General features: G+C 72.6%; 21 protein-coding genes. 2 read left to right on the forward strand and 19 right to left on the reverse strand.

Annotation, left to right across the window (positions count from 1 at the left end):
- Nucleotides 1-18 precede the first annotated feature (18 nt).
- From ACIRD8_RS23745 to ACIRD8_RS23810, 14 genes are all read right to left on the reverse strand, one after another.
- Nucleotides 19-834: a 2-keto-4-pentenoate hydratase gene (locus ACIRD8_RS23745; protein WP_403994919.1), complete on the reverse strand. Its 816-nt coding sequence runs from the start codon at nt 832-834 to the stop codon at nt 19-21.
- Nucleotides 827-1,669 (reverse strand): MaoC/PaaZ C-terminal domain-containing protein, encoded by an 843-nt coding sequence (locus ACIRD8_RS23750; RefSeq protein ID WP_403994922.1) that lies wholly within the window; start codon nt 1,667-1,669, stop codon nt 827-829. The genes ACIRD8_RS23745 and ACIRD8_RS23750 overlap by 8 nt, the downstream gene beginning before the upstream one ends.
- Nucleotides 1,666-2,847 carry a lipid-transfer protein gene (locus ACIRD8_RS23755; RefSeq protein ID WP_403994925.1) on the reverse strand — a complete coding sequence of 394 codons (1,182 nt, stop codon included), beginning with the start codon at nt 2,845-2,847 and terminating at the stop codon, nt 1,666-1,668. Before ACIRD8_RS23755 ends, ACIRD8_RS23750 begins: the two co-directional genes overlap by 4 nt.
- Nucleotides 2,844-3,290, reverse strand: a complete 447-nt coding sequence (locus tag ACIRD8_RS23760) for a MaoC family dehydratase (protein ID WP_403994928.1) — start codon at nt 3,288-3,290, stop codon at nt 2,844-2,846. The genes ACIRD8_RS23755 and ACIRD8_RS23760 overlap by 4 nt, the downstream gene beginning before the upstream one ends.
- The gene (locus tag ACIRD8_RS23765) at nt 3,287-4,405 is read right to left on the reverse strand and encodes an acyl-CoA dehydrogenase family protein (RefSeq protein WP_403994931.1); all 1,119 of its coding nucleotides are present in this window, start codon (nt 4,403-4,405) and stop codon (nt 3,287-3,289) included. Before ACIRD8_RS23765 ends, ACIRD8_RS23760 begins: the two co-directional genes overlap by 4 nt.
- Entirely contained in the window at nt 4,405-5,367 is a 963-nt protein-coding gene (locus ACIRD8_RS23770) for a bifunctional MaoC family dehydratase N-terminal/OB-fold nucleic acid binding domain-containing protein (RefSeq protein WP_403994934.1), read from the reverse strand. The genes ACIRD8_RS23765 and ACIRD8_RS23770 overlap by 1 nt, the downstream gene beginning before the upstream one ends.
- A complete protein-coding gene (locus ACIRD8_RS23775; protein WP_403994937.1) occupies nt 5,364-6,530 on the reverse strand; it encodes an acyl-CoA dehydrogenase family protein in 1,167 nt (388 codons plus the stop codon). Before ACIRD8_RS23775 ends, ACIRD8_RS23770 begins: the two co-directional genes overlap by 4 nt.
- 60 nt (nt 6,531-6,590) lie before the next feature.
- Nucleotides 6,591-8,246 (reverse strand): AMP-binding protein, encoded by a 1,656-nt coding sequence (locus tag ACIRD8_RS23780; RefSeq protein WP_403994940.1) that lies wholly within the window; start codon nt 8,244-8,246, stop codon nt 6,591-6,593.
- Nucleotides 8,247-8,365: 119 nt separating this feature from the next.
- Nucleotides 8,366-9,130, reverse strand: coding sequence for an SDR family NAD(P)-dependent oxidoreductase (locus tag ACIRD8_RS23785; RefSeq protein WP_403994943.1), 765 nt, complete (start codon nt 9,128-9,130; stop codon nt 8,366-8,368).
- A 13-nt stretch (nt 9,131-9,143) separates the two neighbouring features.
- Nucleotides 9,144-9,791 carry a PaaI family thioesterase gene (locus ACIRD8_RS23790; RefSeq protein ID WP_403994946.1) on the reverse strand — a complete coding sequence of 216 codons (648 nt, stop codon included), beginning with the start codon at nt 9,789-9,791 and terminating at the stop codon, nt 9,144-9,146.
- Complete coding sequence (locus ACIRD8_RS23795; protein ID WP_403994949.1) at nt 9,788-10,681, reverse strand: MaoC/PaaZ C-terminal domain-containing protein; 894 nt, start codon at nt 10,679-10,681, stop codon at nt 9,788-9,790. Before ACIRD8_RS23795 ends, ACIRD8_RS23790 begins: the two co-directional genes overlap by 4 nt.
- 2 nt (nt 10,682-10,683) lie before the next feature.
- A complete protein-coding gene (locus ACIRD8_RS23800) occupies nt 10,684-12,879 on the reverse strand; it encodes an acyl-CoA dehydrogenase (RefSeq protein ID WP_403994952.1) in 2,196 nt (731 codons plus the stop codon).
- 10 nt (nt 12,880-12,889) lie between these two features.
- Entirely contained in the window at nt 12,890-14,050 is a 1,161-nt protein-coding gene (locus tag ACIRD8_RS23805) for a steroid 3-ketoacyl-CoA thiolase (protein WP_403994955.1), read from the reverse strand.
- 124 nt (nt 14,051-14,174) lie between these two features.
- Nucleotides 14,175-14,921 carry an SDR family NAD(P)-dependent oxidoreductase gene (locus ACIRD8_RS23810; protein ID WP_403994958.1) on the reverse strand — a complete coding sequence of 249 codons (747 nt, stop codon included), beginning with the start codon at nt 14,919-14,921 and terminating at the stop codon, nt 14,175-14,177.
- Between the two features lie 216 nt (nt 14,922-15,137).
- On the opposite strand from ACIRD8_RS23810, the gene ACIRD8_RS23815 reads away from it, so the two are divergent.
- Entirely contained in the window at nt 15,138-16,298 is a 1,161-nt protein-coding gene (locus ACIRD8_RS23815) for a Rieske 2Fe-2S domain-containing protein (RefSeq protein WP_403994961.1), read from the forward strand.
- Complete coding sequence (locus tag ACIRD8_RS23820) at nt 16,298-16,558, forward strand: ferredoxin (RefSeq protein WP_403994964.1); 261 nt, start codon at nt 16,298-16,300, stop codon at nt 16,556-16,558. The genes ACIRD8_RS23815 and ACIRD8_RS23820 overlap by 1 nt, the downstream gene beginning before the upstream one ends.
- Before the next feature lie 81 nt (nt 16,559-16,639).
- Here ACIRD8_RS23820 and ACIRD8_RS23825 read toward each other — a convergent pair whose 3' ends face one another.
- From ACIRD8_RS23825 to ACIRD8_RS23845, 5 genes are read right to left on the reverse strand one after another with little or no spacing between them, the layout of a single operon-like run.
- Nucleotides 16,640-18,121: an FAD-dependent oxidoreductase gene (locus ACIRD8_RS23825; RefSeq protein WP_403994967.1), complete on the reverse strand. Its 1,482-nt coding sequence runs from the start codon at nt 18,119-18,121 to the stop codon at nt 16,640-16,642.
- A complete protein-coding gene (locus ACIRD8_RS23830) occupies nt 18,118-19,047 on the reverse strand; it encodes a VOC family protein (protein ID WP_403994970.1) in 930 nt (309 codons plus the stop codon). Before ACIRD8_RS23830 ends, ACIRD8_RS23825 begins: the two co-directional genes overlap by 4 nt.
- A 28-nt stretch (nt 19,048-19,075) precedes the next feature.
- A complete protein-coding gene (locus ACIRD8_RS23835) occupies nt 19,076-20,260 on the reverse strand; it encodes an acyl-CoA dehydrogenase family protein (RefSeq protein WP_403994973.1) in 1,185 nt (394 codons plus the stop codon).
- Nucleotides 20,261-20,268: 8 nt separating this feature from the next.
- Nucleotides 20,269-21,324: a 4-hydroxy-2-oxovalerate aldolase gene (dmpG, locus tag ACIRD8_RS23840; RefSeq protein WP_403994976.1), complete on the reverse strand. Its 1,056-nt coding sequence runs from the start codon at nt 21,322-21,324 to the stop codon at nt 20,269-20,271.
- A 27-nt stretch (nt 21,325-21,351) separates the two neighbouring features.
- The gene (locus tag ACIRD8_RS23845) at nt 21,352-22,260 is read right to left on the reverse strand and encodes an acetaldehyde dehydrogenase (acetylating) (RefSeq protein ID WP_403994979.1); all 909 of its coding nucleotides are present in this window, start codon (nt 22,258-22,260) and stop codon (nt 21,352-21,354) included.
- Nucleotides 22,261-22,266 lie beyond the last annotated feature (6 nt).

Here is a 22,266-nt window from a genome sequence, read left to right on the forward strand (position 1 = left end):
CCGAAACTAGTATTGATTTCAGTTTTCGCGTGGGTGCTGTCCCGTTGAGTGGGCGAAGCCGACCATGACGGAGCCGAGCCCCTCGAACTCGGCACGGAACGTCTCCCCCGGCCGCACGTCCACGGCCCTGGTGCACGACCCCGGCAGGATGACGTGTCCGGCCTCCAGCTCCACGCCGTACGACGCCACCGTGCGGGCCAGCCAGGCGACGGCCTCGGTGGGGTCGCCGAGCACCGCGCTGGTGTGGCCGGCGGCGATCTCCTCGCCGTTCCGGTACAGCGTGGCGGCGATGTCGGCCGGGTCCAGGTCGGCCGGGCGGACCCGGGCGGAGCCGAGGATCACCCCGGCGGACGACGCGTTGTCGGCGATGGTGTCGGCGAGTGCGATCCGCCAGTCCTTGATCCGGCTGTCGATGAGTTCGATGGAGGGGACGAGGTACTCGGTGGCCGCGAGGACGTCCGCCGTGGTGCATCCCTCCCCGGGCAGGCTCCGGCCGAGCACGTACCCGATCTCGACCTCGATACGGGGGTAGCAGTAGCGGTCCGTCCCGACAGGGGTCCCCTCGGCCAGCACCATGTCCGAGAGCAGATGGCCGTAGTCGGGTTCGTCCACGCCCATCATCTGCTGCATGACCTTCGAGGACAGGCCGACCTTGTGTCCGCTCACGGTGCGCCCCTCGGCAAGCTGCCGGCGGATGTTGATCAGCTGGATCTCATAGGCGTCGGTCGCGTCGATGGACGGATAGGCGGTGGTCAGCGGCTCGACCGGGGTCCGGTCGCGCTGGGCGGCCCACAGCACCTCGGCGGCCTCCGTACGCAGTGCGGGTTCAAGCATCGGGGGTCTCCTTCTCGGAGGGCGTGTCGGGGGCGAACCGGGCGTGGCCGCCGGAGAGCACCGGACGGTCTCCGGCGGTGGAGGCCTCGAAGCGGACGGCGGCGCCCCGGGGTGTGCCGTCCCAGCCGCGCAGGGTGAGCCGGTCGCCCGGGAACACCGGCGCGGCGAACCGGGCGTCCAGCTCCACCAGGGCGGCCGGGTGTACGCCGAGGCCGTCGGCCAGCGGCAGCAGACTCGCGGCGAGGGTGCACAGCCCGTGCAGGAAGGGCCGGGGCATCCCCGCCGCCTTCGCGGCGGCGGGATCGATGTGCATGGCGTGCCGGTCGCCGAGCAGCCGGTAGAGCGCCGCCTGCCGGGAGTGCGTCGCCACGGTCCAGGTGTGCTCGGCCGGCCGGTCGGGGCTGCGCGGCGCGGACGGACCGCGTTCACCGCCGAAGCCTCCGGCGCCGGGGGCGAAGAGGGACCAGGTCGCCGTGAAGTACGCGCAGGACACCTCGACATCGAAGACCGCGGCCGAGCCCTTGTCCCGGACCCGGGCCACCCGCGCCGAGGTCGTCAGCTCGCCGGACGCCTCCAACGGCCGTTTCACCAGCAGACGTTGGCTGCCGTGCACCGCCGTGGTGACGTCGAAGGCTCCCAGCGCGCCGAGCGCGTCGGGCGCCCACTGCGCCAGGGTGAGCGCGAAGGTGGGCAGCACCCGCAGCCGCTCCTCGTACACCAGGTCGAGCCGGTCCGCCGGGGCGCCGACCGCGAGCGCGTACAGGATCGCGTCACGTGCGGTCCAGGAGACCGTACGGGTGCCGAGGGCGCGCCCCTGCCAGGGGGACACCCTCATCGGTCCGCCCCCAGGATCAGTCCGCTGGTGGGCACTCCGGTGCCGGCGGTGACCATGACGTGGTCGGCCCTGGCCGGCTGGTTGACCGAGGTGCCGCGGACCAGCCTGACGCCCTCGGCGATGCCGTTCATGCCGTGCAGATACGCCTCGCCGAGCTGCCCGCCGTGGGTGTTGAAGGGCAGCCGGCCGCCGAGCTCCAGATGGCCGTCGGCGATGAAGTCCTTCGCCTCTCCCGGCTTGCAGAAGCCCAGCTCCTCCAGTTGCGGAAGGACCAGCGGGGTGAAGTGGTCGTAGAGGACGGCCGCGTCGATGTCATCGGGGCCGAGTCCGCTCAGGCCGTACAACTGGCGCCCGACCAGGCCCATTTCGGGGATGCCGGTGATGGTGGGCCGGTAGTAGCTGGTCATCATGTGCTGGTCGGCTCCGAGCCCCTGGGCCGCCGAGCGGATCACCGCGGGCGGGTGCGCCAGGTCACGTGCGCGTTCCGCGGAGACGATCACCAGGGCCTGACCGCCGTCGGTCTCCTGGCAGCAGTCCAGCAGCCGCAGCGGCTCGGCGATCCAGCGGGAGTCCCGGTGGTCCTGGAGGGTGATGGGGCGGCCGTGGAACCAGGCGGCCGGATTGTTCGCGGCGTGCTTGCGGTCCACCACCGCCACACGGCCGAAGTCGTCGGTGGTGGCGCCGTACTCGTGCAGATAACGGCGGGCGAACATCGCCACCCACTGGGCGGGCGTGCTCAGCCCGAACGGGGTCATCCAGGCGTAGGCCGCACGGTCGGCACTGGTGTCCATGGGACGGTCGGCCTGCCCGAGCCCGTACCGCTCGCCGGAGCGCTCGTTGAACGCCCGGTAGCAGACGACCACGTCGGCCACCCCGGTGGCCACGGCCATGGCCGCCTGCTGCACGGTCGCGCAGCCGGCCCCGCCGCCGTACCCGATGCGGGAGAAGAACGTGAGGTCGCCCATCCCGGTGTTACGGGCCACGTGGATCTCGGAGTTGGTCTCCGCGGTGAAGGTGGCGAGGCCGTCGACGTCGGCGGGTTCGAGGCCCGCGTCGGCGAGGGCGGCGAGCACGGCCTCGCAGGCGAGCTGGAGTTCGCTGCGCCCCGAGTGCTTGGAGAACTCCGTGGCGCCGATCCCGACGACGGCGGCGGCCCCGGACAGCGGGAGGGCGCTCATCGGTCCTCCCCCGGCAGCCGCACCGACACGCTCCCGGTGACATGCGCCCCCCGGCTGTTGGTGCCGGTGACCGCTATCTCGACGCGGCGGTCCACATCGTCCTTCGCGGTCACCGTGCCGGTGAGCACCATCGTGTCGCCGGGGTAATTGGGGGCACCGAGCCTGATCCGGATCGCCTTGACGACGGAGGCGGGGCCGGCCCAGCCGGTGACGTACCGGTCGACGAGGCCGTTGCTGGTCAGGATGTTCATGAAGATGTCCTCGGAGCCGCGTCGCCGCGCCAGTTCGGGGTCGTGGTGCACGTCCTGGTAGTCGCGGCTCGCGAGGGCGGTGGCGACGATCAGGGTGCGGGTGACCGGGACCACCAGCTCGGGGATCACGTCGCCGACGGCCACCTCGTCATAGGTGCGGGAGGGCGGGAGGGTGCCGGGGCTCCGGGTCATGAGCGCACCGCCGCTCCGGCCAGCAGGGTCCCGAGACGTTCGAGGTCGGCGCCCGCGCCGCCCAGGGTGGTGGAGATCTGCTTGCCCCACAGGAAGTGGCGGTGCACCGGGTAGTCGGTGTCGACGCCGATGCCGCCGTGCACGTGCTGCACCCGGTGGACGGTGTTCAGGCCCCCTTCGGTGGCCCACCACTTGGCGACCAGTACGGCACGGTCGGCGCTCCCCTCGTCGAAGGGCTCCGCCAGCGCGTCCACCGCGTGCCAGAGCGTGACCCGCATCGCCTCGATGTCGATGTAGCAGTCGGCGAGCTGGTGCTGCACGGCCTGGAAGGTGGCCAGCGGACGGCCGAACTGCTCGCGCTCGCGCAGATGGCCGGCCGCGTGCCGCAGTGCCCCGTCGGCCACGCCGGCCTGGACGGCCGCCAGCGCCACCGAGGCGTTCCGTACGAGGTGGGCGGCGGCCCCGCCGCCCGGTGTGCCGACGGCCTCGGCCGGGGTGCCGTCAAGGGTGAGGTGCGCGCTCATGTCGAGGCTGGTGGTCTCGGCGTACTCCCAGCTCACGCCCCTGGCGTCCGGGGCGACCAGGAAGAGTCCGGTCCCGGTGCCGGTGGCCGCGGTCACCAGGACGTGCCGCGCTCCTGCGGGGGCGGGCACCACCGCCTTGAGCCCGCTGAGCCGCCATCCCGCTCCGTCGGCGACAGCGGTCGTACGGGGCGCGAGGGGGTCGGCGGTGGCGAACTCCTCCAGGGCGACGGTCAGCCGGCCCGTCCCGTCCATGAGGGCGGGCAGCACCGCCGCGCGCTGCGCTCCCGTGCCGTGGGCGGCCACGGCGAGCGCCCCGGTCAGCGCGGGCCACAGGGGCAGCGGGGCCACGTGCCGTCCCTGTTCCTCCAGGAGGACGCAGAGCCCCGCCGTGCCGAGCCCCGCCCCGCCGTCGCGTTCGGGCAGGACGGCGGTGAGCAGCCCTGCGGTGGCGAGGTCGGCCCACAGCCGTTCGTCGACGCGGCCGGGCGAGGTCTCCACCTCACGCAGCCGCTCGGGTGTGGCCCGGTCGGAGAAGATCTCCCGCGCCAGGTCACGTACCGCTTCGAGCTCTTCTCCCAGGGAGAAATCCATCAGGGCACCTCCGTCGGGGCGGGCCGGAACACCGGCAGGGTCAGGTCGGGGTCGGCGTCGAGCCAGTCGAGGACCACGGGCATGCCGATCGTCACGTCCTCGGGGGCGACGCCGGTCAGGCCGGTGACGAGCCGGGTGCCCTCGGCAAGTTCGACGACGGCGACGAGGTACGGCGAGTCGAAGGCGGGGTGCCTCGGGTGGTGGTTCACGACGAAGCTGTAGACCTCGCCGCGGCCGGAGGCCTCGACGGAGTCCCACTCCAGCGACCGGCATGCGGGACAGCAAGGCCCCGGGGGATGGCGCAGGACGGCGCACCGGGCACAGCGCTGGATGAGCAGCCGGTGCTGCTGCGCGCCGTCGAAGAAGAATGCGTTGTCGCGGTTGACCGCGGGCCGGGGGCGCAGCGCGGGGGCGGGCGCGGCCGGTTCGGGGCGGAACCTCAGTGTCCTCCAGCGCTGTGTGGCGACGGTCGCGCCGTGCTGGTCGGTGTACGTCCTGAGGGTGGTGACGAACCGTCCGGTGCCGAGCTTGGTCCTCTTCTCCCCCGACACCGACTCGACGGTCTCCCGTACGGCGACGTGGTCCCCCGGTGTCAGCTCCCGGAGGAAGGTGAACTCCGAGTCGGTCGCCACGACGGAGGTGTAGCCGCCCTCGTCGAGCAGGGCGAGGAGTTCGTCGGAGCCGCCGGCCCCGCCGTCCGGCGGTGGGTCGACGGTGGCCGCGTAACCGCGCATCGTCCACGCCTGGACCATCGATGCGGGCGCCACCACCCCCTCCCGGCCGGTGGCACGGGCCGCCGCGGGGTCGGTGTACACCGGGTTGGTGTCGCCCATCGCCTCCGCCCAGTGCCTGATCATCGGCTGGTTGACCGGGTCCTGGCACGGTGCGGGGGCGCGGAGTTCGCGTCCGGTGAAGGCCTGCAGCCGGTCCTCGTACTCCGGCAGCCGCTGTTCGGTCGTCACGCGCCACGTCCCTTGCGCGGCAGGCCGAGGCCCTGGGTGGCGACCATGTCGCGCAGGATCTCGTTGACGCCGCCGCCGAAGGTGTTCACGATGCCCTGCCGGGAGAGCTGTTCGATCTGGCCGGCGAGGGCGGCGCCCGGCGACTCGGGCCGGATGCGCCCGGCGGCGCCGAGGATCTGGGTCAGCCCGCGCTGTACGTCGATGTGGGTCTCGGTGCCGTACGCCTTGGCGGCTGCCGCGTCGGCTCCGGTCAGGGCGTCACGGGCGACGGCGGCTGTCATCTTCCAGTTCATCAGCCGCATCGCCTCCAGCCGGGCGTACGTACGGGCGAACTCCTGCCGCACCCAGGGGATCTCGGCCGTGCCGTCCTCCTGGGACCGTTCCAGGACCCGCTCCCACAGCTGGATCATGCGGCCGCCGAGGGCGGCGAGTCCGATGCGTTCGTGGTTCAGCTGGGCGGTGATCAGCCGCCAGCCCCCGTCCACGTCGCCGACGACGTCACCGGCCGGGACGCGTACCCCGCTGTAGTACGTCGCGGTGACGACCATGCCGCCGACGGTGCGGATGGGGCTCCAGGAGAAGCCGTCGTCGGTGGTGGGCACGATCAGGATGGAGATGCCCTTGTGCTTGGGGGCCTCCGGGTCGGTGCGGGCGGCGAGCCACACGTAGTCGGCGGTGTTGGCGCCGCTGGTGAAGATCTTGCTGCCGTCCACGACATAGGTGTCGCCGTCGCGGACGGCGCGGGTGGTCAGCGAGGCGAGGTCGGTGCCGGCCCCGGGCTCGGTGTAGCCGATCGCGAACACGATGTCGCCGGAGAGGATCCCGGGCAGGAACCGCTTCCTGTGCTCCTCGGACCCGTGGGCCATGAGGGTCGGGCCGACGGTGTTGACGGTGACGAACGGGAAGGGCAGGCCCGCCCGTTGGACCTCGTCGAAGAAGACGTACTGGTCCTCGACCGGCCGGCCCTGGCCGCCGTACTCGGTGGGCCAGCCGATGCCCAGCCACCCGTCGGATCCGAGCCTCTTGACGACCTCGCGGAAGCGGTCGCCGCCCACGCCCTCCTCGCCGACGCGGCGGCGTTCGTCCTCGGGCATCAGGCCCGAGAAGTACGCCCGCAGTTCCCGCCGCAGCTCCAGGTGCGCGGCGCTCTCGCGCAGTTGCATGTGTGGTTCTCCTTGGTCGGTGCCGCGGTGGTCCGTGATCGGCCGCAAGCCGGCGCCCCGTCAGGGCAGGAAGCGGGCACGCCCGTTGGCCAGGAACTCGCCGCGCAGCGCGGTCTTGTCCTCGTCGGTCATCGGTGTGTACGAGGGCCGCCCCCGGCCGGCCCAGCGGTACACCGGGTCGTCGGTGCGCCAGCCGTCCAGCTGCATCTCCTTCTTGCGCAGCTTGTTGGAGCCGGTGGTGGGCAGCGCGTGGGAGACACGGACGAAGCGGGGTGCTCCCTTGGTGCCCAGGTCCTCCTGCCGGTCCAGGAAGCCGGGCAGGTCCAGGTCGTCGAAGCGGGCGCCGAAAGCCACCTCCACGGCGGCCATGACCTGGTCGCCGGAGCGGGGATCGGGCACGCCGAACACTCCCGCGGCGACGACACCGGGGTGCCTGCGCAGGATGCGTTCGGTGAGGAGGGCGGAGATGTTCTCGCCGTCGACGCGGATCCAGTCCCCGGAGCGGCCCGCGAAGTAGAACCAGCCGGCCTCGTCGACGTAACCGAGGTCGCCGGTCCAGTACCAGCCGTGGCGGACGCGTTCGGCGTTCGCCGCCTCGTTGTTGTAGTAGCCCTCGAAGCGGGCGGCGCCCTCGGTGTCGACGATCTCGCCGATGGCCTCCTCCGGGTTGCGCACCCGGCCGTAGGTGTCGAGGCGTGCGGGCGGGCAGGTGGCCCGGGTCGTGGGGTGCACGATGCGGACGCCGTCCCGGGCGGGCATGCCGAGCGCGCCCGTGGGTGCGCCGGGGACCCGTTTGAGCATGCCCGCGCCTTCGCTGGATCCGTAGCCCTCGACGAGGCGGCAGCCGAAGCGGTCCAGGAAGCGGGCCGCGTCCTCCGGGGAGGCCTCGGTGCCGAAGGCGTGGGTGAGCCGGTTGTCGGCGTCCTCGGGAGTCCCGGGGCGGGCCAGGATGTAGCCGATGGCCTTGCCGACGTACGTGAAGTAGGTGGCACCGAAGTGGCGTACGTCGGGCAGGAAGCCGGAGGCGGAGAACTTGCGGGTGAGGGCGATGGTGGAGCCCGCGGTGAGGGCGGGGGCCCAGAGGGCCATCAGCGCGTTGCCGTGGAACAGCGGCATCGGGCAGTAGCAGATGTCCTCGCGGGTGATGTCGTACTTGGCGCTGTTGGCCGCACCGAGCGCGGCGAGCCGGCCCTGCGAGCAGATCGCCGCCTTCGACGTGCCGGTGGTGCCGGAGGTCAGGAGCAGCAGCATCCGGGTGGCGGCGGTGACGTCCGGGGCGGGGGCGGGCAGCCGGGGGTGCGCGGCGAGGCGTTCCCCGTACTCCGGTGTGCCGACGACGAGGAAGCGGTCCGGGTCGACCCCGGTGTCGAGTCCGTCGAGCAGGGCGGCGCCGGCCCGGTCGGTGACGATCACCCGGCAGTCGGTGTGCCGTACCTCCCGCTCCAGTTCGGCGCCGCGGCGGGTCGGGTTGATGCCGACGACGGCCGCGCCGGCGAGGGCCGCCGCGCCCAGCCAGAAGACGTACTCGGGTTCGTTGTCCAGGAGTACGCCGATGTGGAACGGGCCGTCGGCGCGCAGCTCCAGGGCCCAGGCGGCCCGGGCGGCGCTCTCCTCGACGACCTCCCCCCAGGTCCAGGACCGGTCACGGGTCAGGAGGCCGGGGTGGTCGTCCCCCACCCGGGCGAGCAGCAGGTCGGCAATCGTCTGGTGTGGCAACGTCGGTCCCTCTCACCCGGTGGCCGGGTCTGCCGGTGTCGGTACGGGGCGGGCCACGCGGGTGCGCGGCGCGCCCGGCGGGGCGGTGCGCGGGCCGGGGTCGCCCCGGCCCGGTGCGGTCAGCCGCCGAAGTTGGCCTGGCCGCCGTCGAGGGGCACCGTGGCGCCCGTCAGATAGCGGGCGTCGGGGCCGCACAGCATCGCCACCGCCCGCCCGATGTCCTGCTCGCAGTCGCCGACGTATCCGAGCGGGATGGAGGCGCAGAAGTCGGCGGCCTCCTCCGGGTGGGCGGCCTGCCAGCCCGCGTACGCGGGTGAGACGGCGTGCGGGGCGACGGCGTTGACCCTGATGCCGTCGCGGCCCCATTCGTTGGCGGCGGCCCTGGTCAGGGAGCGCAGGGCGGACTTGGCCGCCGCGTATGCCCCGTAGGTGCTCAGGTCCCAGCGGACCATGGCGGAGGTGACGAGGTTGACGACGGAGCCGCCGCCGTCACGCTTCAGGTACGGATGCGCGGCCTTCATGAAGGCGAACGCCGCGAACGGGCCGCTGTCGAAGCCCCGTCGGAACTGTTCGTCGCCGAGCGACAGGAGCGGTCCGTAACAGCCGGTGTAGGCGTTGTTGACCAGGATGTCGATGGCGCCGAAGCGCTCGGCGACCTCCTCCACCACGGCGGGGATCCGGTCCGTGTCCAGTACGTCGAGGACGAACGGCTCGGCCTTCACCCCCCGTTCGCGCAGGAGCTCGCACGTCGCCTCCAGCTTCGCCGCGGTCCGTCCGACGGCGGCGACCGAGGCTCCGTCGGAGGCGAGGGCGAGCGCGATGCCCTGGCCGACGCCCTGTCCCGCGCCGCTGATGACCGCGACCTTTCCGTCGAGGTTCCCCATCACTCCGCCTCCGTCAACTTGGCCTGGGCAGTTGCTTGTTGATGAAGAGCCCCTCCGCTGTTACGCAGACGCGGCCGCCGGCCCGGATCTCGCCGACCGTGCGGATGCGCGAGCCGTCCACGGAGACCTGGCGCCCGGTGACGGTCAGGGGCTCGAACAGCGGGGTGGGCCGCAGATAGCGCAGGGTCAGCTCCGCCGTCATGCCGGAGGTGCCGCCCCAGTGGTTGGCGACGCCCAGCGTGTGATCAAGGAGCAGCGCCGAGATCCCGCCGTGCACATGGCCGGGCGGTCCCTGGTAGGGCAGTCCGAGCGTGACGACGCCTTCGATGGAGCCGTCGTCCTTGCCGTGCAGGTGCAGCGGCGGTGCGAGGGCGTTCTCCGGGCCGGTGACGGGGTCGTGCCGGGTGACGCCCTGGCCGCGCCACATCTCGGCGAGGCGGTCCTCGACGGAGGGCGCGTCCTCCGTGAGCCGGTCGGCGACGGCGTGGAGTTCTTCGGCGATCGCATCCATGTCGGCGCCCGTCCCGTCGCCGGTGCGCAGCAGGGCGTCCATCACCCGGCGGGCCGCGGCGACCGCCGCGTCGACACCGTCCTTGTGCGGGTCGGCGACCAGACGGAGGCCGGCGGCCGGTGCGGTGTTCCCGTCGGAGGAGGAGTTCATGACGCGGTCACCGTCGCCGTCGCGTGGGTGAGCACGGGCGCGCCGTCGCGGCCGGGGCAGGCCACGTGCAGCGTGAGCCGCTCCGTACCGTCGTCGGCGGGGCCCTCACGCCATACGGAGACGGCGAGGGACTCACCGGGGACGAGGGGGCCGGAGAAGCGCACGGCGAGGCCGGTGAGCCGGGTGACGTCGCCGTCGAGAACACCGTCGACGAGGGCCTTGCAGACAAGCCCGTACGAGGCGAGCCCGTGCAGGATCGGCCGGTCGAAGCCGGCCGCCCTGGCGAATTCCGGGTCGGCGTGGAGCGGGTTGAGGTCACCGTTGAGGCGGTACCAGAGGGCCTGTTGGGGCGTGGTGGTGACGGAGAGGACGGTGTCCGCGGGGCGGTCGGGTCCCGCCCGGTTCTCCTCGGGTCCCGGCTCCCCGCCGAAGCCGCCCTCGCCGCGCGCCCAGATGCGGGTGGTGGAGGTCCACAGCGGTTCGCCGTCGGGGCCCGTGGCCGCGGACTCCAGGACGACGAGTGCGGCCTTGCCCTTGTCCCACACCTCGGCGACCCGCGAGCTGAGCGTGGCGGTGCCGGAGGCCGGCAGCGGCCGGTGGACCCGCAGGCCCTGGCCGGCGTGGAGCACGGTCCGCAGGTCGACGTCGATTCCCGGCAGGTGGAGACCGGGCGGGGGCGCCTCGCCCGCGGAGATCCCGGAGCCGGCCACCATGGCGAACGTGGGCAGCACGCCGAGGCCATTCTCGTAGGTCAGGTGCAGCTCGGGGCCGGTGGCCGCGTCGGCACCGGCGCCCAGGCTCAGGTGGTAGAGGAGCACGTCGCGGGTGGTCCAGTGGATCTCGCGTACGGACGGGGACGCGGTCAGCGCCTTGTCGCGGTCGATGGGCATGGTCAGCCTTTCCGGAGGGGCTCGGGGTCGCGCGGCAGGCCGAGCATGCGTTCGCCGATGATGTTCAGCTGGACCTCCGTCGTGCCGCCCGCGATGGACAGGCAGCGGGCGTTGAGGAACTGCCAGGTGGCGTCGAGGCGTTCGCCCTCGCCGGTGAGCGCTGCGGTGCCCTGCCAGTCCATGCAGGTCTCCCAGACCCGCTGCTGGTGTTCGACGCCGAGCAGTTTGGCCACGGACGCCTCGGCGCCGGGCTGCTGCCCGGAGACCGTACGCAGGGTGGTGCGCAGTGCGAGGACGGCGCCGCACTGGGCGTCGCAGAGGTGGCCGCCGAGCGTGGTGAGCTGCTCGTCGTCGAGGCCGTCCGACCCCGCGGCGATCGTCAGCAGGGCCTCGGCCCCGGAGCCGACCGAGTCGTGGGACAGGGCCACGCGTTCGTTGGCGAGGGTGGTCCGGGCCAGCTTCCAGCCGTCGCCCGGGGCCCCGACCAGCAGCTCGTCGGGGATGAACACCTCGTCGAGGAACACCTCGTTGAACTCTGCGTCGCCGGTGATCTGCCGCAGCGGCCGGATGTCGAGTCCGGGGCTCTTCATGTCGAGCAGGAAGTAGGAGATGCCCTTGTGCTTGGGCACACCGGCGTCGGTGCGGGCCAGCAGGACGCCCCAGTGCGCGTCCAGGGCCATGGACGTCCACACCTTCTGCCCGGTGATCCGCCAGCCGCCCTCCACCTTCTCGGCGCGGGTGGTGAGCCCCGCGAGGTCGGACCCCGCGCCCGGTTCGCTGAAGAGCTGGCACCACACGATGTCGCCGCGCAGGCTCGGGGCGAGGAAGCGCTCCTGCTGCGCCGGGTTCCCGTGCGCGACGAGCGTGGGCACCACCCAGCCGCCGATGATCATGTCGACGGGGGTGAGGTCCGCGGCCTGGAGCTCCTCGGCGATGACGAGCTGGGTGACCGGACCCGCGCCCTTGCCCCAGGGGGCCGGCAGGTGCGGGGCGGTGTAGCCGTGGTCGGCGAGGTGGGTGAGGCGCTCCCGGCCGTCCAGGGCCGCGGCCGCCCGCAGTTCGGCGCGTACGCCCGCGCGTTCGGCCTCCGCCTCCGGCGGCAGCTCCACGCCGAGGTCCCGGCGGGCGCCGTCCAGGGTGAGGCTGGCGACACGGCGGCGCCAGGCGGTGGACGGGCCGAGGGCGATCCGGAGGGTCTGCGCGCGGCGCAGCGTGAGGTGCGCGTCGTGCTCCCAGGTGAAGCCGATGCCGCCGAGCACCTGGATGCAGTCCTTCGCGACGGAGAACGCGGCGTCGACGCCGACCACCCCGGCGACGGCCGCGGCGAGCGAGGCCTCCTGTGCGTCGGCCGCGCCACCGGGGCCGGCCGCGCGGGCGGCGTCCCAGGCGCAGGCGCGGGCCTGTTCGGCCTGGGCGAGCATGCGGGCGCAGCGGTGCTTGACCCCCTGGAACTGGCCGATGCGGCGGCCGAACTGCTCCCTTACCCGGGCGTACTCCGCCGCGGTGGTCACGCAGCGGTCGGCGAGCCCGGCGGCTTCGGCGGCGAAGAGCGTCGCGGCGAGGTCCCGGGGCGTCCGTGGGTCCAGGTCCAGCAGATCGGCGGCGTCGACCGGCACCGAGCGTACGGTCACCCGGGACGAGCGGCGGGTGAGGTCGTGGCTGCGGACGTCAGCGGTGTCCACGGCGGTACGGGGCAGCACCAGCCAGGTCGTACGGCCGCCGTCGGAGGCGGGGAGCACGAACACGTCGGCGAGGTGTCCGCCGATGACGAGTTCGGAGGTTCCGGTGACGGTGACCGTGCCGTCGGCGGCGCGGGTCAGGGTGAGCGTGCCGGGGGCGAGTCCCACCGCGCCGAGGGCGGTGCCGGCGGCGAGCGGGCCGAGGTGCGTCCGGTGCCCGGCCGCGTGCAGGACGGCCGAGGCGAGTGTCGTCGGCAGGAACGGCCCTGGGGCCATGGCCCGCCCCAGCTCCTCGGTGACGACGGCGAGTTCGAGGAGCCCGTACCCGGCGCCGCCGTCCTTTTCGGGCAGGTGGAGTGCGAGCAGTCCCTGTTCGGCGAGGCCGCCCCAGTAGGCGGGCAGGGTCTCCTTGCCGGCGTCGGCCGCCGCGCGGAGGGTGTCCTCGGTGATGTGCCGGTTCGCGAAGGCGCGTACGGCGTCGCGCAGGTCGCGGTGCTCCTGGGTGAGTCCGATGGTCATGACGGTGCCCTCAGATGCGTTCGATGACGGTGGCGGTCGCGTGGGCCCCGCCGGCGCACATGGTGATCAGGGCGGTGGACCCGCCGGTGCGCTCCAGTTCGTGCAGGGCCTGGGTGATGAGCCGGGCACCGGTGGAGCCGACGGCGTGGCCGAGCGCGATGGCCCCGCCGTTGACGTTGACCTTGTCCAGGTCCGCCTTGTGGACCTGCGCCCAGGACAGGACGACGGAGGCGAACGCCTCGTTGATCTCGACGAGGTCGATGTCGGCGAGCGTCATCCCGGCCGTGCGAAGGACCCGTTCGGTCGCGGCGATGGGCCCGTCGAGGTGGTAGTACGGGTCGGAGCCGACCATGGCGGAGGCCACGATCCGGGCCCGTGGGCGCAGCCCTTCACGGTCTGCGCGCTCCCGGCTCATGAGCAGGACGGCGGCGGCGCCGTCACTGATCTGGGAGGAGTTCCCCGCGGTGTGGATGCCGTCGGGGACGACGGTCCTGAGACCGGCCAGCGCCTCGGCGGTGGTGTCGCGCAGCCCCTCGTCGCGGGTGACGGACGTGGTCTCGCCGGTGGGGCCGTCCGGGCCGGTGACGGGGGCCTGGATCTCGACGATCTGCCGTCCGAAGCGTCCCTCGGCCCAGGCGCGGGCGGCCTTCTGCTGGGAACTCAGGCCGAACGCGTCGGCGTCGGCCCGGGTGATGCCCCGGTTGCGGGCGATGCGTTCGGCGGCGGTGAACTGGTCGGGCATGTCCAGGGTCCAGCTCTCCGGTACCGGGGAGCCGTTGTCCGGGGTGAGCGCCGCGCCAAGGAAGACCCGGCTCATGGACTCGACGCCGCAGCCGATGCCGGTCTCGATCGCGCCGGAGGCGATGAGGCCCGCGACGAGGTGCACGGCCTGCTGGGACGATCCGCAGGCGCAGTCGATGGTGGTGCACGCGGTGGTCCGTGGGAGTCCGGTGTGCAGCCAGGCGGTGCGGGTGACGTTGTTGGACTGTTCACCGGCCTGGGTGACGCAGCCCCCGATGACCTGCTCCACGGTGTCGGGCGCGATGCCGGCGCGCTCCACGAGGCCCTTCTGGGCGAGCCCGAGGAGCTCGGCCGGGTGGAGCCCGGACAGGGCCCCGCGGCGCCGGCCGACCGGGGTCCGTACGGCTTCGACGATGACGGCCTCGGTCATGGCTCTCCGTAAAGGTGTGAGGTGGCCCGTGGGGGCCTGGGCGCTGACGGATGAAAACTAGAATTCGTTCTCGAACTGGGCAAGCGCCAGTCCCGCTCAGTGGCCGCGTCAGCGGGGACGGGCGTCAGATGTGGGATCCGCCGTCGGCCCGGATCTCCGCCCCGGTGAGGTAGGCCGCGTCCCGCGACGCGGCGAAGGCGATCACCCCGGCGATCTGCTCCGGTTCACCGGTGCCGAAGGGTGCGCGGATCCGCCCGTAGTACGAGGTGTCGAGATCCGGCGGCAGCACGTGCGGCCCGGCGAGCGGGGTGGCGACGGAGCCCGGCGACAGCGGCACGACGCGGATCCCGCGGTGCGCGACCTCGGCGGCCAGGGAGAGCGAGAAGGCGAGGACCGCGCCCTTGGAGGCGGCGTACGCGGTCATGTACGGGTTCCCGTGCGAGGCAGCCGACGACGCCACGTTGACGATGACGCCCGAGCCGTCCGGCAGATGGGGCAGGGCCTCCCGGCAGAACAGGGCCGTGCCCACCGCGTTGACGGCGAAGAGCCGCTCCATGTCGGCCACGGTCAGCCGGGCGATCGGTGTCGTGCGGTGGATCCCCGCCACGTTGACCAGCACGTCGATACCGCCGAGCGCGTCGGCGGCGGCCCGTACGGCCGCCACCACCGCGTCCTCGTCGGACACGTCGGCGACCCGGGTCACGATCCGCCCGGGCCCGGCCGCCGCCGAGGCCGTCCCCGTCAGGCCCTCGCACGACCGGTCGACGGCGTACACGGCCGCCCCTTCGGAGACCAGGCGCAGGGCGGTGGCCCGCCCGATCCCCGAACCAGCTCCGGTGAGCAGGACCTTCACGCCGTCGAACCGGTTCACCACGGGCTCCTTCGCTGTACGTACGGGCGGACGAGCGGCGGAATGTATACGCGGCCGGCGGGGGCGCGCGGCCGCGGTCCCACCGACCGGGACGGGCCCCCGGGCAGGCCCAGGTGCAGGGGTACCGGTCAGTGGGACTCCCCCGGCCGGGCACCGGGGTCCCGGCCTACCGTCCGGACCCTGGTGACCGAACGTGCTGAAGGAGATGAGAGCGACGTGAGCGCAGTGGAGTCAGCACACGACGACGTCCGGGCCATCGAGGCCGCCGCGGCCCCCACGCGTTTCGCGCGCGGCTGGCACTGCCTGGGCCTCGCGGAGAAGTTCAAGGACGGCAAGCCGCACGCGGTCCAAGCCTTCGGACAGAAGCTCGTGGTGTTCCAGGCGGGCGACGGCACGCTCAGCGTCCTGGACGCTTACTGCCGTCATATGGGAGGCGACCTCTCGCAGGGCACCGTCAAGGGCGATCACGTCGCCTGTCCGTTCCACGACTGGCGCTGGGGCGGCGACGGCCGCTGCAAGCAGATCCCGTACTCCAGGCGCGTACCGCTGCGGGCCCGGACGGCCGCCTGGCAGACCCTCGACCAGGACGGCATGCTCTTCGTCTGGAACGACCCGGAGGGCAACCCCCCTCCCGCCGGGGTGACCATCCCCCGGATCGAGGGCGCGACGAGCGACGAGTGGACCGACTGGCTCTGGTACGAGACCGTCGTCGACGCCAACTGCCGTGAAGTCGTGGACAACGTGGTGGACATGGCCCACTTCTTCTACGTCCACTACTCCTTCCCGACGTACTTCAGGAACGTCTTCGAGGGGCACACCGCCACCCAGCACATGCGGGCCACCGGCCGCCCGGACGCCCGCCCCCAGGAGGCGGACGGCAAGCCGAAGACCACCGGAAGCAACTCGCTGGCCTCGTACCACGGCCCGTCCTTCATGATCGACGACCTCACCTACCACTACGACACCGGTGATGTGCAGGCGGTCCTGATCAACTGTCACTATCCGGTCGACGCAGAGCGGTTCGTGCTGCAGTACGGGATCGTCGTGAAGCGTTCGCCGGCCATGAAGGGCGACGCTGCCGATGAACTTGCGTCGGGAATGGCGCAGTTCATCAAGCTCGGTTTCGAGCAGGACATCGAGATCTGGAAGAGCAAGGCGCGCATCGATAATCCGCTGCTCTGCGAGGAGGACGGTCCGGTCTACCAACTACGGCGCTGGTACGAGCAGTTCTACTCGGACGTGGCCGAGGTGACGCCGGAGATGACCGACCGCTTCGAGTTCGAGCTGGACACCACGCGGCCGGTCGAGGCGTGGCAGAAGGAGGTCGAGGGGAATCTCGCCCGGAAGGCCGCCGGTGCCGAGGGCGGCCCCGCCTGATGCGCGTCGACAACCGGCTGGCCGACGGCGGCCCGATGCGCCCGCTGTCCTGCGAGCGGTGCGCCGCGCAGGTCCTGGTGCGCAAGAGCAGCTGGCAGCAGACGAGTGTGCAGTGGGACGGCCGGGCCATGGCGGTCTGCGCGGAACGCGATGCGGCGGGTGAGGCCTTCGAGGGCTGCGGGTCCCTGCGCGAGACGATCCGCGAGGCGGCCCTGCGGGGTGCGATCGAGCTGGTGGACGGGGGCGGGGCCGCGCCGTGACACAGCGGCGGTGACAGGAGGAGGCCGGCCGGATACGCGCCGTGCGGTGCGTATCCGGCCTCCTGCTGTCACGGCTGGGGCTCAGTAGCAACCCGCCGCGGCGACGCCCGCGCGCCGCCCGAAGAACGTTCCGTCACCGAGCGAGGTCCCGCTGACGTACCCCTCGCCGTGGATGCCGGAGGAGGCCCGGCCGGCGGCGTAGAGCCCGGGTACGGTTCCGCCCGACACGTCGAGGACCGCGCCGTCCACGGTGGTGCGCAGCCCGCCCAGGGTGAACCCCGCGGCCCCCGTCCCGGCCCCGGCACTCGTCCGGCCGCCCTGGTGGAATCCGGCCCTCGGGTCGACCGCAGCGAAGGGACCCGTCAGCGGCCTGAGCCAGCGGGGGTCCTTGTGGAAGTACGGGTCCTCCCCTCGCGCCGCGTACGTGTTGTACGTGCCGACCGTGGACTCCAGCGCCCCCTGCGGCATGGAGAGTTCGGTCTCCAGCTCCGCCAGGGTCTCCGTCACGAACCGGGGTACGACACCCCAGCGCTCGCTCTCGGGCACCGACTCGTAGCCCTCCTCGTCGATGATCACCCAGTAGGGGGCGGGCTGGGTCAGGACGGCGGCCACGCTGAACAGGCCCGGGTACACGTCCTCGTTGACGAAGCGCTGCCCGTGGGCGTTGACCAGCATGCCCCGCGTGACCATGGCGGGCAGCGCGGTGAGGGCCAGTTCGACCGTGCCCATCCGCCGGGTGGCGGCGCCGATCGCGGACGCCATCCGGATGCCGCTGCCGTCGTCGAGTCCGTCGCTGACCTTGCCGTGGCCGAGGAGGTGCGGGGCGTGGTCGGCGAGCATCTCCTCGTTGTCGGCGAACCCGCCGGTGGTCAGCACGACGCCTCTGCGGGCCCGGTACGCCAGGTCCTGGCCGTGCCGGCGGGCGGTGACACCGACGACGCGGCCGGTGTCGTCCACGATCAGCGCGGTGGCCAGGGTGTCGGCGTGTTCGGCGGCCCCGGCTCTCCGGGCGGCGGCGACCAGCCTCTCCATCACCAGCCGGCCGCCGAACCCCTCGGTCGCGCAGCGGTGCCCGCGCGGGGCGGGCACCGCGATCTCGTTGTACGGCCAGGCGTTCTCGCCCAGCCACATCAGCCCGTCCCGGGTGACCGGCATCCAGGTCGGCGCGTCCCACAGGGACGGCTCGAACTCCAGCCCACGGTCCACGAACCACTGGAAGTGCTCGGCGCTGCCGTCGCAGTACAGGCGCAGTTTCTCCTCGTCCGCGTGCGGCCCGAGGGCGGCGGCGAGGTAGCCGAACATCTCGCCCGGGCTGTCCTCGAACCCACAGGCGTGCTGCACCGGGGTCCCGCCGCCCAGGTACAGCTCTCCCCCGGAGAGGGCCGACGATCCGCCGGGGCCGCCGGCCCGCTCCAGGACGAGGACCCCGGCGCCGGCCGCCGCGGCCTCGTACGCGGCGGCTGCTCCGGCGCAGCCGAAGCCGACGACCAGGACGTCGGTCTCGGCGTCGTACCGCTCGATGCTCCCGGCGCGGACCGGGGTGACCGGGCGGGAACCGCTCACTTCGAGGTTCCGGGCGGGGTGAAGGCGGCGAGCGGCTCGGACCCCGACCAGTCGTGGCCCCAGTAGCTGTCAGCGGTGATCTCCTCGGCCGTGTAGTCCGTCTCGTCGACGCGCATCCCGTCGAAGCCGTACTCGATGTCCCAGCCGCCGGGGGCGCGCACGTAGAAGGACACCATCTTGTCGTTGGTGTGCCGGCCCAGGGTGGACGAGAGGGAGAAGCCCTGCTTGCCCACGTTGTCGAGGGCTATGCCGACGGCGTCCAGGGTGTCCACCTCGACCATGAGGTGGACCAGGCCGGGCTCCTCGCCGTGCGGTGCGGGGCAGACGGCGAGGCTGTGGTGGCGTTCGTTCACCCCCATGAAGCGCACCCGCCGGGGCGGGGCGTCGGGCGCTTGACCACTGAGCCGGATCCCGCCGCGCGGCAGGAAGCCGAGCACCTCGGTGTAGAAGGCGACCGTCTCGTCCGGGCAGGTGGTGGGCAGCACGACGTGCCCCATCCCCTGGCCGCCGGTGACGAAGCGCTGACCGAGTCCGGTCAGTACGGGGCTGTGGTCGAGGACCGGGGCGAAGAACACCTCGACGGGCACGCCGGCCGGATCGTCGAAGCTGATGCCCTCCTCGACGCCCCGGTCGTCGGCCTCCTCCCGGCCGAGCTGTTTCACCGCCGTCCCGGACGCCTCGACGGCACGCCCGACGGCGGCGAGCGCGAACTGGTCCCGCACCTCCCAGCCGACCGACAGCACCCGGTCGCTGTCGCCGGGCAGGACGACGAGCCGAGAGCGGCGCTCGTCCATGCGCAGGTACAGGCCGTCGGGTTCCGGCCCCGAGCCCTCGGCGAAACCGAGCGCGTCCACGGTGAGTTCGCGCCAGCGGTCGATGTCCCGGGTCTGGACGCGGAGATACCCGAGCCCGCGGATCTGTGTCATGCGTGTTCCTCTCGCGATGAAAAGGGGGCTAGATCATGGAGCGCATCGGGCCCTGCGGCGGCTCCACGCCGATCTCCGTCAGCGCCGAGGCGTGGAAGACCGCGCCCGGCACGTGGATGGCGTGGGTGAGGCCCGTGTGCACATCGCGCCAGAACCGCTGGATCGGGTTGTCCATGCGCATCGCGTTGCCGCCGGAGCGGGCCACGATCTCGTCGACCGCGCGGACCGCGCGCCAGGCGGCCGCGGTCTGGGTGCGCCGTCCGACGGCACGCCGCTCGAAGCTGACCTCCTGGCCTGCGGCGACCATGTCGTACATCCGGCAGACGTTGTCCAGGAGCGCCGCGCGGGAGGCCGCGATCTCGGCCGCCGCCTCGCCGATGGCGTAGAGGACGTACGGGTCGTCCCTCACCGCCTGGCCGGTGATCTGCACCCGCGTGCGCTGGTGGTCGAGGTGGTGGGCGAGGGCGCCCTCGCACATGCCGATGACGGCGGCGGTGATGCCGAGCGGGAAGGCGGCGGAGAACGGCAGCCGGTAGGCGGGGTTGGTCAGCCCGGACTTCGCGGCCAGGGAGCCGTCCACCACCTCGGCGTACTCGATGACACGGTGGGCGGGCACGAAGGCGCCCTTGACGACGACGTCCTTGCTGCCGGTGCCGCGCAGCCCGACGACGTCCCACGAGTCCTCGACGATCTCGTAGTCGGCGCGCGGCAGGATGACGTGCACGGACCGCGGGGGGCTCAGCCGGTTCCCGTCCACGTCGGCGAGGAACCCGCCGAGGAAGATCCACCGGCAGTGGTCGGTCCCGGAGGAGAACTGCCAGTGCCCGTCGAAGACATAGCCGCCGTCGACGGGCCTGAGCAGGCCCATCGGGGCGTACGGGGAGGCGATCCAGGTGTCGGGGTCCTCGCCCCAGATCTCCTCCTGGACGCGGGGGTCGGCCATCGCCATCTCCCACGGGTGTACGCCGACGACTCCGGCGACCCATCCGGTGGCCCCGTCCAGGGAGGCGATCCTCATGACGGTCTCGGCGAACTCGCGCGGGTGCAGTTCGAGGCCGCCGTACGCCTTGGGCTGGAGCATCCGGATGGCACCGACGTCCCGCAGGATCTTCGCCGTCTGGTCGTCGAGCCGGCCGAGCGCCTCGTTGGCGGGGCCGAGTGCGCGGATCTCGTCGGCGCGAGCCTCGACGGCTTCGAGTACGGGATTGGACATGGCTGTGCTCACTTCCCCGAGGAGTGCTGGGCGGTCCCGGACCGGTTCCTCGCCGCGAGGGCGACCGCGATCTCGATGAGCTGGTCCTCCTGGCCGCCGACGAGCTTGCGCCGCCCCGCCTCCAGGAGGATCTCGGCGCCGGACACCTGGTACGTGTCGGCCTGCCGGGCGGCGTGTTTCAGGAAGCTGGAGTAGACACCGGCGTATCCCATCGTCAGGGACATCCGGTCGAGCAGGCACTCGCCGTCCATGACGGGCCGCACGACGTCCTCGGCCGCGTCGATGATCTTCAGTACGTCGATGCCGGTGCGGATGCCGAGCTTCTCGGCGACGGCGGCGAACCCCTCGACGGGTGTGTTGCCCGCCCCCGCGCCGAACCGGCGGGTCGATCCGTCGATCTGGGTGGCCCCGGCGCGTACCGCGAGCACCGAGTTGGCGACGCCGAGGCCCAGGTTCTCGTGGCCGTGGAAGCCGACCTGCGCGTCGTCGCCGAGTTCGGCGACGAGCGCGGCGACCCGGTCACCGGTCTGCTCCATGACGAGGGCCCCCGCGGAGTCGACGACGTAGACGCACTGGCAGCCGGCGTCGGCCATGATGCGGGCCTGGCGGGCCAGGGCCTCCGGGGGGCTGCTGTGCGACATCATGAGGAAACCGACTGTCTCCAGGCCGAGTTCGCGGGCCAGTCCGAAGTGCTGGACGGAGATGTCGGCCTCGGTGCAGTGGGTGGCGATCCGACAGATCGCGGCGCCGTTGTCGGCTGCCTCGCGGATGTCGTCCTGGAGGCCGAGGCCCGGCAGCATCAGGAAGGCGATCCTCGCCCGGCGCGCGGTCCGTACCGCGGCCTTGATGAGTTCCTGCTCGGGGGTGTGGCTGAAGCCGTAGTTGAAGGAGGACCCGCCGAGGCCGTCGCCGTGCGTGACCTCGATGACAGGCACGCCCGCGTCGTCGAGGGCCGCGACGATCGAGGTGACGTGGTCGACGGTGAACTGGTGCTGTTTGGCGTGCGAACCGTCCCTGAGGGACGAGTCGGTGACGCGGATGTCCAGGTCGGGACTGTAGGGCATGGCTCGTGCACTCCTCGGTGAGCGGGTTCAGGCACCGGCGCGGCGGGCGGTGATCCGCTGGGCGAAGCCCTCGCCGACCCTGGTGGCGGCGGCGGTCATGATGTCGAGGTTCCCGGAGTACGGCGGCAGGAAGTCGCCCGCGCCCTCCACCTCGATGAACACCGCGACCCGGGCGAGCCCGCCGCTGACCGCGGTCGGCTCGTCGAACTGCGGCTCGGTGCGCAGCCGGTAGCCGGGGACGTACTCGGCGACCCGGGCGACGGTCTCCCGGATCGAGGCGGTCACGGCGTCCTGGTCGACGTCGGCGGGGACGGCGCAGAAGACGGTGTCCTGCATCAGCATCGGGGGTTCGGCCGGGTTGAGGATGATGATGGCCTTGCCCCTGGCGGCGCCGCCGATCGTCTCGATGCCCCGGCCCGTGGTGAGCGTGAACTCGTCGATGTTGGCGCGGGTTCCGGGACCGGCGGACGGCGAGGCGACGCTCGCGACGATCTCCGCGTAGGGGACGTCGGTGACCCGGGAGACGGCGTGCACGATCGGGATGGTGGCCTGGCCGCCGCAGGTGATGAGGGAGACGTTCGGTGCGTCGAGGTGGTCGCCGAGGTTGACGGCGGGCACGACGGCGGGGCCGATCGCTGCGGGGGTCAGGTCGATGGCCTGGATGCCGAGTTCCGCGTACCTGGGCGCGTTGGCCCGGTGGACGTACGCGGATGTGGCCTCGAAGACGAGGTCCGGTCGGTCCTCGCCGGTCAGCAGGGCCTCGACACCGTCGGCGCTGGTGTGCAGGCCGTGGTCGGCGGCGCGCTTGAGGCCGGGGCTCTGCTCGTCGATGCCGATCATCCAGCGCGGCTCGATGGCCTCCGAGCGCAGGAGTTTGTACATCAGGTCGGTGCCGATGTTTCCGGAGCCGACGATCGCGGCGGTCGCCTTGGTCACTGTTCG

Source organism: Streptomyces sp. NPDC102451, from assembly GCF_044765485.1.
GTDB lineage: Bacteria > Actinomycetota > Actinomycetes > Streptomycetales > Streptomycetaceae > Streptomyces.